General features: G+C 60.5%; 12 protein-coding genes. 4 read left to right on the forward strand and 8 right to left on the reverse strand.

Going from position 1 to position 15,996, the window contains the following annotated elements:
- Window positions 1–37: 37 nt before the first annotated feature.
- Window positions 38–1,384 carry a TldD/PmbA family protein gene (locus ACQZ63_RS03805; RefSeq protein WP_112959243.1) on the reverse strand — a complete coding sequence of 449 codons (1,347 nt, stop codon included), beginning with the start codon at window positions 1,382–1,384 and terminating at the stop codon, window positions 38–40.
- A gap of 116 nt (window positions 1,385–1,500) precedes the next feature.
- Here ACQZ63_RS03805 and ACQZ63_RS03810 point away from each other — a divergent pair, with 116 nt between their 5' ends.
- Window positions 1,501–3,330 carry a monovalent cation:proton antiporter-2 (CPA2) family protein gene (locus ACQZ63_RS03810; RefSeq protein WP_004432178.1) on the forward strand — a complete coding sequence of 610 codons (1,830 nt, stop codon included), beginning with the start codon at window positions 1,501–1,503 and terminating at the stop codon, window positions 3,328–3,330.
- Between the two features lie 42 nt (window positions 3,331–3,372).
- Here the strand turns inward: ACQZ63_RS03810 and ACQZ63_RS03815 are convergent, their stop codons facing one another.
- The 3 genes from ACQZ63_RS03815 to ACQZ63_RS03825 all read right to left on the reverse strand — a co-directional run bounded on the left by ACQZ63_RS03815 (window position 3,373) and on the right by ACQZ63_RS03825 (window position 6,936).
- Window positions 3,373–4,299 carry a patatin-like phospholipase family protein gene (locus ACQZ63_RS03815; RefSeq protein WP_013635561.1) on the reverse strand — a complete coding sequence of 309 codons (927 nt, stop codon included), beginning with the start codon at window positions 4,297–4,299 and terminating at the stop codon, window positions 3,373–3,375.
- A 188-nt stretch (window positions 4,300–4,487) separates the two neighbouring features.
- Window positions 4,488–5,045 carry a 16S rRNA (guanine(966)-N(2))-methyltransferase RsmD gene (gene rsmD, locus ACQZ63_RS03820; protein WP_004432183.1) on the reverse strand — a complete coding sequence of 186 codons (558 nt, stop codon included), beginning with the start codon at window positions 5,043–5,045 and terminating at the stop codon, window positions 4,488–4,490.
- Window positions 5,026–6,936, reverse strand: a complete 1,911-nt coding sequence (locus ACQZ63_RS03825) for a pseudouridine synthase (RefSeq protein ID WP_448799084.1) — start codon at window positions 6,934–6,936, stop codon at window positions 5,026–5,028. Before ACQZ63_RS03825 ends, rsmD begins: the two co-directional genes overlap by 20 nt.
- A gap of 71 nt (window positions 6,937–7,007) precedes the next feature.
- On the opposite strand from ACQZ63_RS03825, the gene ACQZ63_RS03830 reads away from it, so the two are divergent.
- Window positions 7,008–7,466: a nucleoside deaminase gene (locus ACQZ63_RS03830; protein ID WP_013635558.1), complete on the forward strand. Its 459-nt coding sequence runs from the start codon at window positions 7,008–7,010 to the stop codon at window positions 7,464–7,466.
- A gap of 52 nt (window positions 7,467–7,518) precedes the next feature.
- On the opposite strand, the gene ACQZ63_RS03835 is transcribed toward ACQZ63_RS03830, so the two are convergent.
- The 4 genes from ACQZ63_RS03835 to ACQZ63_RS03850 form a co-directional block, all read right to left on the reverse strand.
- Window positions 7,519–8,172, reverse strand: a complete 654-nt coding sequence (locus ACQZ63_RS03835; protein WP_019564237.1) for a hypothetical protein — start codon at window positions 8,170–8,172, stop codon at window positions 7,519–7,521.
- Window positions 8,173–8,377: 205 nt separating this feature from the next.
- On the reverse strand, window positions 8,378–11,281 hold the full coding sequence (gene ileS / locus ACQZ63_RS03840; RefSeq protein ID WP_113556552.1) for an isoleucine--tRNA ligase: 2,904 nt from the start codon (window positions 11,279–11,281) through the stop codon (window positions 8,378–8,380).
- 268 nt (window positions 11,282–11,549) lie between these two features.
- Window positions 11,550–12,530 carry a bifunctional riboflavin kinase/FAD synthetase gene (locus tag ACQZ63_RS03845; RefSeq protein WP_004432194.1) on the reverse strand — a complete coding sequence of 327 codons (981 nt, stop codon included), beginning with the start codon at window positions 12,528–12,530 and terminating at the stop codon, window positions 11,550–11,552.
- A 43-nt stretch (window positions 12,531–12,573) separates the two neighbouring features.
- Entirely contained in the window at window positions 12,574–13,422 is an 849-nt protein-coding gene (locus tag ACQZ63_RS03850) for a TIGR01459 family HAD-type hydrolase (RefSeq protein ID WP_004432196.1), read from the reverse strand.
- Between the two features lie 369 nt (window positions 13,423–13,791).
- On the opposite strand from ACQZ63_RS03850, the gene groES reads away from it, so the two are divergent.
- Together groES and groL are read left to right on the forward strand one after the other, a co-directional pair.
- Window positions 13,792–14,088: a co-chaperone GroES gene (groES, locus tag ACQZ63_RS03855; protein ID WP_003494080.1), complete on the forward strand. Its 297-nt coding sequence runs from the start codon at window positions 13,792–13,794 to the stop codon at window positions 14,086–14,088.
- Between the two features lie 74 nt (window positions 14,089–14,162).
- Window positions 14,163–15,797, forward strand: coding sequence for a chaperonin GroEL (gene groL / locus ACQZ63_RS03860; protein WP_004432205.1), 1,635 nt, complete (start codon window positions 14,163–14,165; stop codon window positions 15,795–15,797).
- The last annotated feature ends 199 nt before the right edge of the window (window positions 15,798–15,996 follow it).

The following is a 15,996-nucleotide window of genomic DNA, read 5'->3' on the forward strand; positions in this document are numbered from 1 at the left end:
CACACAAAGTGCTGGCGAAAACAACCCGCGGGTCGCCTCACTTGCCCGCGATCGTCATGCCTTCGATAGCAAGTGTCGGTGCTGCGACACCGTATTTACGGTCGATATCGTTAGCCGGCGTGACACGCATGAACATGTCCTTCAGGTTCGAAGCGATGGTGACCTCGGAAACCGCGAAGGATTTTTCACCATTCTCGATCCAGAAGCCGCTCGCACCGCAGCTATATTCACCTGTGAGCATGTTGGCGCCGTGGCCAATCAATTCGGTGACGTAAAAGCCGGTTCCGACGTCCCTCAGCAGATCTTCCGGCGAAATATCGCCTGGCTCCAGCGCAAGATTGGTTGAGGACGGCGATACCGAAGTGCCACCGCGCACGCCGCGACCGTTGGTTTCAAGGCCGAGTTCACGCGCTGCCGAGGTAGAGAGGAACCAATGCTTCAGCACCCCGTCCTCGATCATCGTCATCTTCTCGCCCCGGACACCCTCGCCATCGAAAGGACGCGACGAGGGGCCACGAACGATCTGCGGATCGTCCGTCAGATAAAGGCCCTTTCTCAGAACCTGCTGCCCCATCCTGTCGCGCAGGAAGCTGGTCTTGCGGGCAACGGAAGCGCCATTGATCGCGCCGGCAATGGCGCCGACGAAACCGCGCGCGATGCGGGGATCAAAAACCACGGTAATATTGCTGCCGGTATCGACCTGACGCGGGCCAACCCGCCGCACGACTTTTTCGCCGGCGCGGCGGCCGATCTCTTCGGCTGCATCCAGATCGGCGTAATAGAGGCGGCTGTCGAAATCGTAGTCGCGCTCCATCTTCGTGCCCTCGCCGGCGATGACACTGACGGAACGGCTGAAACGGCTGCCCATGTAGCTGCCGGAAAAACCGTGCGAGGTGGCAAGGACGAGGCCGCCCATGCCGCTCGATGCGCCAGCACCGGAGGAATTGCTGACGCCCTTGACGGCAAGCGCCGCCTCTTCCGAGGCGAGGGCTGCCTCACGCAATTGATCTGTAGAGACCTCGGTCGCATCGAAAAGCTCGAGATCGTCGTAGGAGGTTGCGAGCCGTTCCTTGTCTGCCAGGCAGGCGAAGGGGTCTTCCGGTGAAACCTTCGCCATGGCCACCGCCCGTTCCGCCAGGGTCTTCAGGTCGAAGCCGGGATTGGCCGAAACGCTCGCCACCCGCCGCCCGACGAAAACGCGAAGCGAAAAATCATCGCTTTCGGAGGATTCGGTACTTTCCACCTTGCCAAGCCGCACGCCGACCGATTGCGAGCGAGAGCGGACGACGACGGCATCCGCCTCATCCGCGCCTGCAGCACGGGCAAGATCGACAAGCTCGCTGGCGCGATCGAGAAGTTTGGAAGAATCTATTTCTGAGGACATGAGTTGGCCTTTCATTCCTGTTCCATTTATTGTGCCATCAACCCCGCATCAAGGGCGAAACGCCGCTTTCTCCATCGACAAGGCTTTGTCGCCACCATATTCGAAAGTCAGCCAGCATGACCGAGCACGACGCTCTCTTTTCCGAACCCTTGCTGCTTCTGGCCGGCGCTGTCATTGCGGCGTCGATTTTCCGCAAACTCGGCCTTGGCACCGTGCTCGGTTATCTGGTGGCGGGCATCGTCATCGGGCCGTTCCTGCATCTGGTGACAGACGCGAAAGATATCTTCAACGTCTCGGAACTGGGCGTGGTTTTCCTGCTCTTCATCATCGGCCTCGAACTCAAGCCATCGCGCATATGGCAGATGCGGCGCGATATTTTAGGGCTGGGGCTGGCGCAGGTGCTGGTGACGGGCAGCGTGCTGGCATTGATTGCCTGGTGGGCCGGACTGATCGACGCGCGCGGCAGCCTCGTTGCGGGTTTCGGCCTTGCACTCTCCTCCACCGCCTTTGCGTTACAGATTCTTGAAGACGATGGCGACATGAATACGCGGCATGGCAACCGCTCCTTCTCGATCCTGCTGTTTCAGGATCTCGCTATCGTACCGCTTCTCGCCCTTGTGACCATTCTTTCCAACCGCCCCGACGTGCCAACGGATTCAATGGCCTACGATCTCGTCGCCTCCGTTGTCGCGGTGGCGGGCATGGTGTTGGCCGGGCGTTATCTGCTGACGCCGATGTTCCAGATCATCGCCCGCACGGGTGCGCGGGAGGTGATGATCGCCGCCGCCCTCTTCGTCGTCATCGGTGCGGCCGCCATCATGGAGGCGGTTGGGCTTTCGATGGGCATGGGTGCGCTGCTGGCCGGGCTGATGCTGTCGGAATCCTCCTATAGGCACGAGCTGGAAGCCGATATCGAGCCGTTTCGCGGGCTGTTTCTGGCGCTGTTCTTCATGGCCGTCGGCATGTCGCTGCACATCAACATCGTCTACGAGCACATTCTTCTCATCCTGATCGCCGTGCCGGCGATGATGGCTGTGAAGGCGGCCGTAATCTATGGGCTGTGCCGCATCGCCGGTTCGTCCCGTTATGCATCGAGCCGTATCGCGCTGCTGCTGGCGCAGGGCGGCGAATTCGGTTTCGTGCTATTTTCCACTGCCGCCGCCTCCCGCCTGTTTCCGCAGGCGACGGCTTCCATCCTTGTCGCCATCGTGACGCTTTCCATGGCGCTGACGCCGCTGCTGGCAGTGGTTTCTCGCCGGCTGACGGCGGAGGATGCCGATGAGGACACGCTGGACGAGGATTTTGACGGGGCTGGCGCCGATGTGCTGATGATCGGCTTTTCGCGCTTCGGCCAGATCGCCTCGCAAATCCTGCTTGCCGGTGGGCGCGACGTGACTGTCATCGACAGTTCGGCCGATCGTGTACGTCAGGCTTCCCGCTTCGGTTTCCGCATCTTTTTTGGCGATGGTACACGCAAGGACGTGTTGATCGCGGCTGGCATAGAGCGCGCCGATCTCGTGGCGGTCTGCACACATAAAAAGGAAGTCACCGACCGCATCATCGACATGATCCAGTCGGAATTTCCAAGCGTGCGCATCTATGCCCGCTCCTATGACCGCATTCATTCCCTCGATCTCAGGAAAAAGGGTGTGGAATACGAAATCCGCGAGACGCTGGAATCCGGCCTGCTGTTTGGCCGCCGCATTCTGGAAGGGCTGGACATGGACGGCGAAAGGGCGCTTGCCATTTCCGACGACATACGCGAGCGCGACGAGGAGAGATTGCAGCTACAGGCCGTGGAAGGGCTCGCCGCCGGCAGGCAGATGCTGCACAACAAGCCGGTGCGCGAAGTGAAGCCCGAGCCACTGATGAAGCCGAAGAACAAGGTGGAAAAGCGCGAGGAAGAAGAGGACGAAGACGAGGGTGAAATAGCAGTCACCCACTAAGCGGCACGCGCTCGCCCATAGCGAATACTCAAGGAGTACCGCTCAAGCCTCCACGCCCTGCCCGCGATGGAACAGTTCCACCTGCATTTCGATCTGCCGTTTCAGATCATCCTTGATCCCGGCGGAAGCGTTCAGAACTTCTTCCGATTTGAGGAAATCCAGCACGCCAAAACGGTGCACCGGTGGGCGCAGGAAAATATGCGGCGGGCGCAATCTGAGTTTCAGAGCAATGGCCGCCTGCATCATCAGCTGACTGGCGCCGAACAGGCTGTCCAGCCGGTTCGGCATGGTGGTGCCGTCACCTTCAGGGCCGCCAACCACATCGATGCCGACGATGATATCGGCCTGATCCATCAGATGCTCATAGGGCACGGGATTGAAGATGCCGCCATCGATCATGATGCGGCCGTTGACGCGCACCGGCATGAATAGAGCCGGAATAGCCGCAGAAGCCGCCAGCGCCTGAATGATCTCGCCGGTTTCCACCACCACTTCGGTCTGCGCATAATAATCCGTGGTTACCACTTTCAGGGGAATGGCGAGTTCGGAAAAATCCTTCGGCAGGGCCTGCGGCATCAAGGCGTGCAGAATGAGTTCGAGATTGAACTGGCCAAGACGAAAGCCATCGACCGCATGGCGCATGGATGCGGGGCCTAGGCTCCAGAGACGGTTGGCGACCGAACCCTTCCGCCCCATGAGTTCAAGCGTATATTCGCGGATTTCCTTGCCGCTCATGCCGGCCGCCATGCCTGCTGCGATGATGGAGCCGATGGAGGAGCCGGAAAGCGCGACCGGGCGAATGCCTAGTTCGTCGAATGCCTCGATGACGTTGATGTGGCAGATGCCGCGTGCGCCACCGCCGCCGAGCGCCAGGCCGAATGTCGGCTCATGACCGCTCTCGCGGCTGGCATCGATTGCCTCTTGCCCGGCGTGAACCATTGTGACGCTGTCGTTTACACCCTGCTCCATGCCAAATACCCAAGACCCTTTCCACGGCAAAGCCTCTGCCTATTCGGCAAACAAGACAAGACCGTGACGTGACGGGAAAGTGCTGCCGTCAGAGCGTTTTCGCTTTTCTTCAAATCGCGAAAACACTCTAACTCTTTGTTTTGCGGCATTTCCGCACGGAAACCGGGGCCGTTTTTGCTGGAAATGCTCTAGGGCTCGTAGCGGTAGAAGTGCATTTTCGAGTCACCGAAGATGCGGCTTTCGAGCGGTTTGAACACCGGCTCGACATTGACCACAACATCACCGCGCTCTTCCAGAATGGCGAGCGCACCGGGTGCCAGCCAGCCGCCAGCATGGGCAGCAGCAAATGCCTTCTCCCCGTGGCCCTGGCCATAGGGCGGATCGGCGAACAGGAGATCGAAGGGCTCGATATTGTTGACGCCGCCAAGCTTGGTCGCGTCACGCCGCAGGATGCGGGCACGCCCATGCAGCCCCAGCGCATCGATATTTTCCCACAACAGCCCCCTGCCCTCAACGCCGTTTTCGACGAAGAGCGCCACACGACAGCCACGCGAAAGCGCCTCCAGCCCGACCGCGCCCGTTCCGGCAAAAACGTCCAGAACGCGCGTACCGTCAAGACTTTCCGGATAGGCGTGGCTTAGAATATTGAAGAGGCTTTCCCGTGTCCTGTCGATTGTCGGACGAATGGAATTTGTTTTCGGCGCGGCCAGATTTCGGCCGCGGAACTCACCGCCTACGATCCGCATTACGTGTCATTCCCCTGCCACCAGAAGGTTTGCCACCCGGGCCTTTGCCACCCGGTTTGCCGCCGCCGGGGCCGCTACCGCCACCGGGGCCTTTGCCCTTGCCAGAAAAACCCGAACGTTCGCCACGTTCACCCGGTTTTCCAAAAGAAGGCTTGCCCGATGCGGGCCTGCCGCCGGGTTTGCCACCCGGTTTTGCGCCTCTTGGCTTGTCACCGAAAGGTTTCTCACCACGTGCTGTGCGATCTCCGAAGCTCTTCTCGCCGCGTGGGCGGTCGCTGCGCGGGCGATCACCCTCCTCACGTGGCTTGTCACGGAACGGACGGTCGCCAAACGGTTTTCCACCGCGTGCGGTGCGATCTCCGAAGCTCTTCTCGCCGCGAGGACCGTCGCCACGCGGGCGATCTCCCGCTTCACGTGGCTTGTCACGGAACGGGCGGTCACCGAAGGATTTCCCGCCGCGATCTCCAAAGCTCTTTCCACCGCGCGGGCCGTCGCCACGTCCACGACCGCCTTCCTCTTCGCGCGGGGAATCCGAACGGATCCACTCGCCCTCGGAATCGGCATGCCTGACGACGTTGCGGCGCGCTTCCGCCTGGGCGGATGGCTTCTTGAACAGGCTTTCCGCTTCCGCGCGGGCAGAAGACTTCCGCTCCTTGCCATCACGGGTGGGCTTTGCGCCGGGCGCCATCCAGACATTGGCCGTGCGGCTGGTGCCGGCGGGCGGGCGGGCGGGGCGGCGTTCTTCGCCATCCTCTTCGCCACGGGTTTTCGCGCCGAATTTCCCGGCAGGTTTGCCACCGAACTTGCCGGCTGGCTTGTCACCGCGCTTGGTGTCGAGACGGCCGAGCGCCTTTTCGCGGCGATCTTCCGGTTTGCCGGCAGCCCTGTCGAAACGCGGCTTGCCTTCCGGCGCGTCGCTCTTTGCCCATTCGGACCGGGGCGCGCGCTTGGGCGTGTTTTCTTCTTCATCGTCGGCGACAGGCGCATCGTAGATCGGCGCGTCGAAATTGGCGCCGGATTGTTCGATGAGGCGCGGACCAAGCTGGTCACGCAGCATGCGGCCACGCACTTCAAGCACCTTGCCTTCAGGCAGATCGCCAAGCTGGAACGGGCCGTAGGAGATACGGATCAGGCGGTTGACCTCAAGGCCGAGCGCGCCGAGCACGTTCTTGATCTCGCGGTTCTTGCCTTCGCGCAGACCCATGGTGATCCAGACGTTGTGACCCTGGGTGCGGTCGAGCGTCGCGTCGATAGCGCCATAAAGCACGCCGTCGACGGCAATGCCTTCCTTCAGCTTGTCGAGCGCTGCCTGATCGACCTCGCCATGGGCGCGCACGCGGTAGCGGCGCAGCCAGCCGGTCGTCGGCAGTTCCAGCACGCGCGAGAGACCGCCATCATTGGTCAACAGCAGCAGGCCTTCGGTATTGATGTCGAGGCGGCCGATGGACAGCACACGCGGCAATTCACCCGGCAGATTGTCGAAAACGGTCGGGCGGCCTTCCGGGTCGGAATTGGTCGTCACCAGGCCAGCGGGCTTGTGGTAAAGCCACAGGCGCGTGCGCTCAGCCCCGCGGATGGGCATGCCATCCACTTCGATCTTGTCGGAAAGAGTCGCGTTCATCACCGGAGTGTCCAGCTTGACGCCGTTCAGCGACACGCGGCCTTCCATGATCATGCGCTCGATATCGCGGCGCGAGGCAACGCCGGCGCGCGCCATGATCTTGGAAATGCGCTCTGGCTTGGTGCCCATAACGGCTTCCTGCACCGGAGCCGCCTTGGCTTCTACCGGTTTCTTTTCACGCTCTGCGGCGGGCTTGCCGGGGCCTTTCGACTTCTTGTCGCGGCTAAAAGTCTTGCCACCGTCACGCTTCGGCTTGTCTTTAAAAGTCATTTGCTGTTTGCCTGTTGTTTGGGCTGTCCTATCAGGTCCAAGCACAAGGGTTAAGAGGAAATTGAAACGCAATGGCCGAAAGGACGCATTTCATGGAACTGGCGCTGGCGGAAGCCCGTGCCGCCGGTGAGCGGCAGGAGGTTCCGATCGGCGCAGTCCTGGTTATGGACGGTCGCGTCATCGCCCGTTCCGGCAATCGCACCCGTGAATTGAACGATGTGACGGCGCATGCCGAAATCGCCGTGATCCGCATGGCCTGCGAGGCGCTGGAACAGGAACGCCTGCCCGGTGCCGATCTCTATGTAACGCTGGAACCCTGCACCATGTGCGCGGCGGCGATCTCGTTTGCCCGCATCCGTCGTCTCTATTACGGTGCGGAAGACCCGAAGGGCGGCGCGGTGCATAGTGGCGTGCGCTTCTTCAGCCAGCCGACATGCCACCACGCGCCTGATGTGTATTCGGGGCTGGCGGAAAGCGAAAGTGCTGAAATTCTGCGGAAATTCTTTCGCGAGAAACGTCTCGACGAATAAGCAGCCGGCGGGAGATGCAATCTTTCCCGCAGGCCATAAGCCCTTCATTTTATCAGAAGGGGTTCCACCAGGGTTTGCCGGTGTTTGCCATCGCCGCTTCTTTCTTACGGCGCTTTTCCTTCTTCTGCTCCGGCTCACCGAGGTCAGTCAGTTGATCCTGCGGAACGCTACGATATTCCTGCGGCGGATCGGTCAGGAACTTGCGCTGGGCGTTGACGACGGAGCCACCCTGGGCATCTGCCTTGGCCTTGCGGAAGGCTTCCCATTTCTGGCTTTCGGTCATCTGGCCGGCCGTGCCGTTGCCGGCAAGCAGCGGTGAGCGGTAATGCGGATTGTTCTTATTGGCATCCGCCTCGTCGCGCAGGCGTTCACGGGTCTCTTCCGGCGATTCGACCCATTGCGGGTTGTTTTCGCGGCTGGCCATGTTCTGCTGCGGCGTCGTCAATTGCTCGGCGCGGGACTGGGCGGGGACAACGAGACCGGGACGCGGGCTGTACTTCAGGTTACGTTTTTCCTGATCGTTGCCGGTGATCGAAGTCGCGTTGCCGAGGTCGTCTACAAGCTGTTCTGCTGCCGTCTTGCCCGTACCATAGGTCGGGCTCGTGCAGGCGCTGAGCAGCACGCCTATCGCCGTGATACCTGCAACCGTGCGGAACATGCTCAAACCCTGCGCGTTATCCTGCCCAAAAGCCTTCATCGTCTTCATAAAAACCCTTCCAGCCGTCCGTCCCATTGCGCCAGACATCGTCTTTCGGCAGGCGGTAGCCCGCATTGCCGTGCAAATCCGGCCATTTTCAGGCAGGTGTACCGGATGAAGAGCTAAAGCGCAATTCATCCGGCCATTTTCCTCGCGCATCGGCCCGAAACTCGAAATCGATTTTTCGACAGGAACGATGCGCAGCAGCTTTAAATCATCCCAGCGCGGCAAGCTCGCGCAGTGCCGCCGCATCACGGGCCGAAACCTCCGGATAGTCCGGATCGGAACCGACATCGGTGGTGATACGCCAGGAGCGTGCGCATTTTGCGCCTTCCGCCAGCTTCTGCTCGACCACGACCTTTGCGACCTCCGGCAAGCGGAAGCCATCGGCAGGGCCTTCATCGCCGACCACCGAAATGGCCGAGGTGATGCAGATTTCGGCAAAATCCTGCCCGGAGAGAGCCGCCAGAAGATCGGCGTCGGCAATGTGCACGATGGGCGCTGCCTCAAGCGAGGAGCCGATACGCTTTTCACGGCGTTCCACTTCGAGCGCACCGGTGACGACCGTGCGGACCTTGCGGATTTTCTCCCACTTCGCTTCCAGCGCGTCGTTGTTCCACTCCGCCGGAATTTCCGGGAACTGGGCGAGATGCACCGATTCCGCATCCGGATAGCGCGAAAGCCATGCTTCTTCAGTGGTGAAGGGCAGCATGGGCGCAAGCCATGTGACGAGGCAATCGAACAGCTTGGCGATGACCGACAGCGATGCACGGCGCTTCAGCGACGACGGCGCGTCACAATAAAGCGTGTCCTTGCGGATATCGAAGTAAAAAGCCGACAGCTCCACATTTGCGAAATCGATCAGGGCGCGGGCGATCTTCTTGAAGTCGAAGGCGTCGTAGCCATCGCGCACGACCTTATCCAGCTCGGACAGGCGGTGCAGCACCAGCTTTTCCAGTTCCGGCAGGTCGGCATAGGCGATCTCCTCGCCCTTGTCATGGGCAAGCGTGCCGAGCATCCAGCGCACGGTGTTGCGCAGCTTGCGATACGCGTCGATGTTGGTCTGGATGATGGCCTTACCCAGACGCTGGTCTTCCCAGTAATCGGTCGTCATGACCCACAGGCGCAGGATATCCGCGCCGGACTCTTTCATCACGTCCTGTGGTGCAACAACGTTGCCGAGAGACTTGGACTGCTTGCGGCCCTGCTCGTCCATGGTGAAGCCATGGGTGACGACAGCGTTATAGGGCGCGCGGCCACGCGTCGCGCAGCTTTCCAGCAGCGACGAATGGAACCAGCCGCGATGCTGGTCCGAGCCTTCGAGATAGACATCCGCCGGCCACTTCATGTCCGGGCGGTCTTCCAGCGTGAAGGTATGGGTGCAGCCGCTATCGAACCACACATCGAGGATGTCCATGACCTGCTGCCATTTGGCGTGGTCATGGTCATTGCCGAGGAAACGTTCCTTGGCGCCTTCGGCGAACCAGGCATCCGCACCTTCAGCCTCGAAGGCCTCGAGGATGCGGGCGTTGACAGCCTCGTCGACCAGAACCGCACCCTGCTCGTCGGCGAAGACCGCGATCGGCACGCCCCAGCTGCGCTGGCGCGACAGAACCCAGTCGGGCCGACCTTCGATCATGGCGCGCAGGCGGTTCTGGCCGGATGCCGGAACGAAACGGGTCTGGTCGATGGCATCAAGCGAACGCGAGCGCAGCGTCGTGCCGTCGCCCAGTTCCTTGTCCATATAGACAAACCACTGCGGCGTGTTGCGGAAGATCACCGGCTTCTTGGAGCGCCAGCTATGCGGATAGCTGTGCTTCAGACGGCCGCGCGCGAACAGGTTGTTGGCCGCGATCAGCGCCTTGATGACGCGGTCGTTGGCATCGCCCTTCTTGCCGTTATCATCCATGACGCGGGCCGCGCCGCCTTCGGCAGACGGGCCGAAACCGAGTGCGTCCTCGGTGTAGAAACCGTCATCGCCAACGGGGAACGGGATGGCCGGCGAAACGCCGCGCGCTTCCAGCTCACGCTGATGCGCGGTCCAGACGTCAAAGTCCTCGCGGCCATGGCTCGGCGCGGTGTGCACGAAGCCCGTGCCTGCATCGTCGGTGACGTGGTCGCCATCGAGAAGCGGAACCGGGAAATCGTAGCCAAGCGACGCCAAAGGATGGGCGCAGGTGATGGCGGCCAGTTCTTCAGCTTTCACATCGCGCACGAACTTGAAGGTCACCTTCGCCTTGGCGGCAGCCTCATCGGCAAGCTTTCTGGCGAAGATCAGCTTTTCACCCGGCTGCGGACCGAAATCGTTCTGCGCGCTTTCGACTTCGAACAGGCCATATTCGACCCGCGAGGAGAAGGCGATGGCGCGGTTGCCGGGGATGGTCCACGGCGTGGTTGTCCAGATGACGACAGAGACGCCGGAAAGAGCTGGCGCAGCGTCCTTCACCGGGAACTTCACCCAGATCATGTCGCTTTCAACGTCGTGATACTCGACCTCGGCTTCCGCCAGCGCGGTGCGCTCGACAACCGACCACATGATCGGCTTGGAACCGCGATAGAGCTGGCCGCTCTTGGCGATCTTCAGCAGTTCGCCGGCTATGCGGGCTTCCGCGTGGAAGTTCATGGTTGTGTAGGGGTTTTCGAAGTCACCCTCGATGCCGAGGCGCTTGAACTCTTCCGACTGAACCTTGATCCAGCCAGCCGCGAAGTCACGGCATTCCCTGCGGAACTCGTTGACCGGAACCTCGTCCTTGTTCTTGCCCTTGGCGCGGTAGGCTTCCTCGATCTTCCATTCGATCGGCAGGCCGTGGCAATCCCAGCCGGGCACGTAATTGGCGTCGAAACCGCGCATCTGGAACGAGCGGGTGATGACGTCTTTCAGGATCTTGTTCAGCGCATGGCCGATGTGGATGTTGCCGTTGGCATAGGGCGGGCCATCATGCAGCACGAATTTCTCGCGACCGGCGGCGGAGGCGCGGAGCTTTTTATACAGCCCCATTTCCTGCCAGCGCTTCACCGTTTCCGGTTCTTTCTGCGGCAGGCCGGCACGCATCGGGAAATCCGTTTGCGGCAAATAGAGGGTCGAGGAATAGTCGAATTTTTCTGCGGTGTCGCTCATAATTGTACCGTTGTTGCGCGCCGTGTCGGTCGCGCCGTCTCAATTTCAAAGAGGGCAAATACGGAAAGCGCCATGTCAAATGCCATGACGAGCGCCAAAATCCCGGACCTTCCGGCTCTTCAGAGCGGGCGGAAGGCCGGGCCAATAATTCGGCCTATCTCAACTTTAAACAGCAACCGGTATTGGGACATGGCCGGTTGTTTATGCGGTTTTCCGGCAAAAAGGAAGTGAAAAGCGACGACAATCCGGGACAGGATTATCTGCCCGCTCAAAATGCTATCTTCGCATCCAATTCACTGAGCGGCCGCACGCCTGACAGCATCGCCCGCGCCTCTTCCTCATCCCGCCTGATCTGCGCGACCAGAGGGTCCAAGCCGTCAAATTTCAGCTCGTCACGCAGGTGCCCGAAGAACGATACCGAACAGACCTCACCGTAGAGATCACCGGAAAAATCGAAGACGTAGGTTTCCAGAAGTGCCGCACCGTTATCGGTGACCGTCGGGCGGTAACCGAAGCTTGCAACGCCATCGTAAATCGCCCCGTCGGGGCGGCGGAACCGCACGGCATAGATGCCGGCTTTCAGCTCCGTTTCGGGTGAAAGCGCCATGTTGGCCGTTGGGTAACCCAGAGTTCGCCCCAGCTTCTGGCCGCCGATGACTTCACTTTCCACCGTGAAACGATACCCGAGTTGTCCGGCGGCACCTGCCACATCTCCTTCGCACAGAAGCGAGCGGATACGGCTAGAGGAGACGACATCCGCACCCTCGTCGCGAAAGGCATCCACGAGCGTCACGTCGAAGCCGTTGCGCTTGCCGGCCGCCATCAGAAATGCCGGGCCACCTTCGCGGCCCTTGCCGAAATGGAAATCAAAGCCGGTGACGACGGCGCTGGCGCCCAGCCAGTCGACCAGAATGGAATTGACGAACTCTTCCGCCGAGCGCTGCGAAAACTCGCGGTCAAATGGGTATTCGATGACCGAGCGGAAACCGATGGCCTCGAGAATACGTGCTTTCAACGGCGCAGGCGTCAGGCGGAAGACCGGCGTTTCGGGGCGGAAGACGGAACGGGGATGCGGTTCGAAGGTCAGCACCAGTGCCGGTACGCCACGCGCCTCGGCCAGTTCCAGCGCACGGTCCAGAACGGCACGGTGGCCGCGATGCACACCATCGAAATTGCCGATCGCGATGACGCCGCCGCGCAAGCCTTCAGGCAGCGGCTCCTTTTTTTCATTGCGATGAAAGACGGTCATTGCAGTCGATCCATTGTTTACGCCGGCTTACGCCAGACGTTTCCTAGGCAAGGCGGGGCATCCACCAGCCGGGAGCCGCGCCCTGCCCCTTCAGATAGGCGTTCAGAAGCGCCTCGTCCGTCTGGCCATTCAGCGTATATTCGGCGGCGTGAATGCCGCCGCTGATATAAAGAAGGTTGAGGCCGCTCGCAATTGCGCCCTTCACATCCGTCGGCATGCCATCGCCAATGGCGAGCACGCGATCCTTCGGGAAATCGCCGCGCACTTCTTTCGCCGCCGCAAGGCAGGCTTCATAGATCGGCGCGTGCGGTTTGCCGGCAATACGGACTTCGCCGCCAAGCTGTTCGTAATATGCGGCCATGGCGCCGGCGCAGGGAATGATGCGCTCGCCGCGCTCTACCACCAGATCGGGGTTGGCGCAGATCATCGGCGCCTTGCGGGCGATGAAGCCTTTCAACATTTCCGTATAGTCTTCCGGCGTTTCCGTCTCGTCATCGAAGAAACCGGTGCAGACGACGGATTCCGCTTCCGCCTCGCCGACCCGTTCGACATCGAGACCTTCCAGCAGCGGCATGTCACGCTCGGGGCCGAGCAGAAAGACTTTTCTTGGGCCTTCCGCGATCAGGCCCCGGGTGACGTCTCCCGATGTGATGATGCGGTCATAGGCCTCATCCGGCACGCCGAGAACGCGAAGCTGGGCGATGACACCGGGGGCCGGACGCGGCGAATTGGTGATGAGCACCACGGTCTTGCCGGCCTTGCGCGCGTCGTGCAGCGCAACCGCCGCATCCGGGAAAGCGCTGACACCATTATGCAGCACGCCCCAGACATCCGAAAGAACAACGTCGAACCCATCAGTGATTTCGCCGAGGGTGAGAATGCGATGGGCCATGATATGCTTTCCGGGTGCGAAAAAAGGGTGTGCGTCACATGGCAAAGCAGGACGCCGATGGCAAGGAAAAAAGCGGCGCCAGGCCTGCCTCCGGACCACCGGCCACCATCCGAACATAAAACCCCTCTACGCCGAAAACGAAGGCTGCCTGAAAAAGAGCGATTTGTCCTCGTCCGTCATAGCGTGGAAATTTTCTGTCATGGAACGCTGGTAACCATAGGCCGTGAAATTTTTCCGGCAATGCGTTCTTGACTCCGGGCGGACGCCTCCTTATCTCGGCTTTGCTGGCACTCCAACAAGAGGAGTGCTAACACCCATCACGTGAACCTGCAAAAGGTTCCTGAAGTCATTTGATCGAGGGATTAGGCAATGACAAGCACCAATTTCCGCCCGCTTCATGATCGCGTCGTCGTTCGTCGCGTTGAGTCCGAAGCAAAGACCAAGGGCGGCATCATCATTCCCGATACCGCCAAGGAAAAGCCGCAGGAAGGCGAAATCGTCGCCGTCGGTTCCGGCGCTCGCGATGAGGCCGGCAAGGTCGTCGCTCTCGACGTCAAGGTTGGCGATCGCGTCCTGTTCGGCAAGTGGTCGGGCACCGAAGTCAAGCTCGACGGCGAAGACCTTCTGATCATGAAGGAAGCCGACATCATGGGTATCATCGGCTGATTTCGCCGCACCCATCGTTTCCTTAAATTTCAAGCCGGACCCCGTCCGGCCATTCGAAACCAGGAGTTTTGAAAATGGCAGCCAAAGAAGTCAAATTCGGCCGCACAGCGCGCGAAAAGATGCTCAAGGGCGTCGACATTCTCGCTGATGCAGTGAAGGTCACCCTCGGCCCGAAGGGTCGTAACGTCGTTATCGACAAGTCCTTCGGCGCACCGCGCATCACCAAGGACGGCGTTTCGGTCGCCAAGGAAATCGAACTCGAAGACAAGTTCGAGAACATGGGCGCACAGCTCGTTCGCGAAGTTGCCTCCAAGACCAACGACATCGCCGGTGACGGCACCACCACCGCAACGGTTCTGGCCCAGGCCATCGTTCGCGAAGGTGCAAAGGCAGTTGCTGCCGGCATGAACCCGATGGACCTCAAGCGCGGTATCGATCTGGCCGTTGCTGAAGTCGTCAAGGACCTTCAGGCCAAGGCCAAGAAGATCAACACTTCGGAAGAAGTTGCACAGGTCGGCACGATCTCTGCAAACGGCGAGCGTCAGATCGGTCTCGACATTGCTGAAGCAATGCAGCGCGTCGGCAACGAAGGCGTCATCACCGTTGAAGAAGCCAAGACCGCTGAAACCGAACTCGAAGTCGTCGAAGGCATGCAGTTCGACCGCGGCTACCTGTCGCCTTACTTCGTGACCAACCCGGAAAAGATGGTTGCGGACCTCGAAGACGCATACATCCTTCTGCACGAAAAGAAGCTTTCGAACCTCCAGGCCATGCTGCCTGTTCTCGAAGCTGTCGTTCAGACTGGCAAGCCGCTCGTCATCATCGCTGAAGACGTAGAAGGCGAAGCCCTTGCAACGCTCGTCGTCAACAAGCTGCGTGGCGGCCTCAAGATCGCTGCCGTCAAGGCTCCTGGCTTCGGCGACCGCCGCAAGGCCATGCTGGAAGACATCGCCATCCTGACCGGTGGTACCGTCATTTCCGAAGATCTCGGCATCAAGCTCGAAAGCGTTACCCTCGACATGCTCGGCAAGTCGAAGAAGGTTTCGATCTCCAAGGAAAACACCACGATCGTTGACGGTGCTGGCCAGAAGTCCGACATCGAAGGCCGTGTTGCCCAGATCAAGGCGCAGATCGAAGAAACCACTTCCGACTACGACCGCGAAAAGCTGCAGGAACGTCTTGCCAAGCTCGCTGGCGGCGTTGCCGTGATCCGCGTTGGCGGTTCGACGGAAGTTGAAGTGAAGGAAAAGAAGGACCGCATCGACGACGCTCTCAACGCGACGCGCGCTGCTGTTCAGGAAGGCATCGTACCGGGCGGCGGCGTTGCCCTGCTGCGTTCTTCCACGAAGATCACCGTCAAGGGTGAGAACGACGACCAGGAAGCCGGCATCAATATCGTGCGCAAGGCTCTGCAGTCTCTGGTTCGCCAGATTGCAGAAAACGCAGGTGACGAAGCTTCCATCGTTGTTGGCAAGATCCTCGACCGGAACGAAGACAACTACGGCTACAACGCCCAGACCGGCGAATATGGCGACCTGATCCAGCTCGGCATCGTCGACCCGGTCAAGGTTGTTCGCACGGCTCTGCAGAACGCAGCTTCGGTTGCTTCGCTGCTGATCACCACCGAAGCCATGATCGCCGAACTTCCTAAGAAGGAATCGGCAATGCCCCAGATGCCTGGCGGCGGCATGGGCGGCATGGACTTCTAATCAGTCCTGTCACTGGAATACGAAAGGGCGGTCTTCGGATCGCCCTTTTTTCGTTGCCGCCCATGCCTTTTGGTGATCTGGCGTCGCAACCGCGCCAGACGGGCGGCATGGACTTCTAATCAGTCCTGTCACTGGAATACGAAAGGGCGGTCTTCGGATCGCCCTTTTTTCGTTGCCGCCCATGCCTTTTGGTGATCTG

The sequence above is a fragment of the Agrobacterium sp. CG160-95 genome (assembly GCF_053521725.1).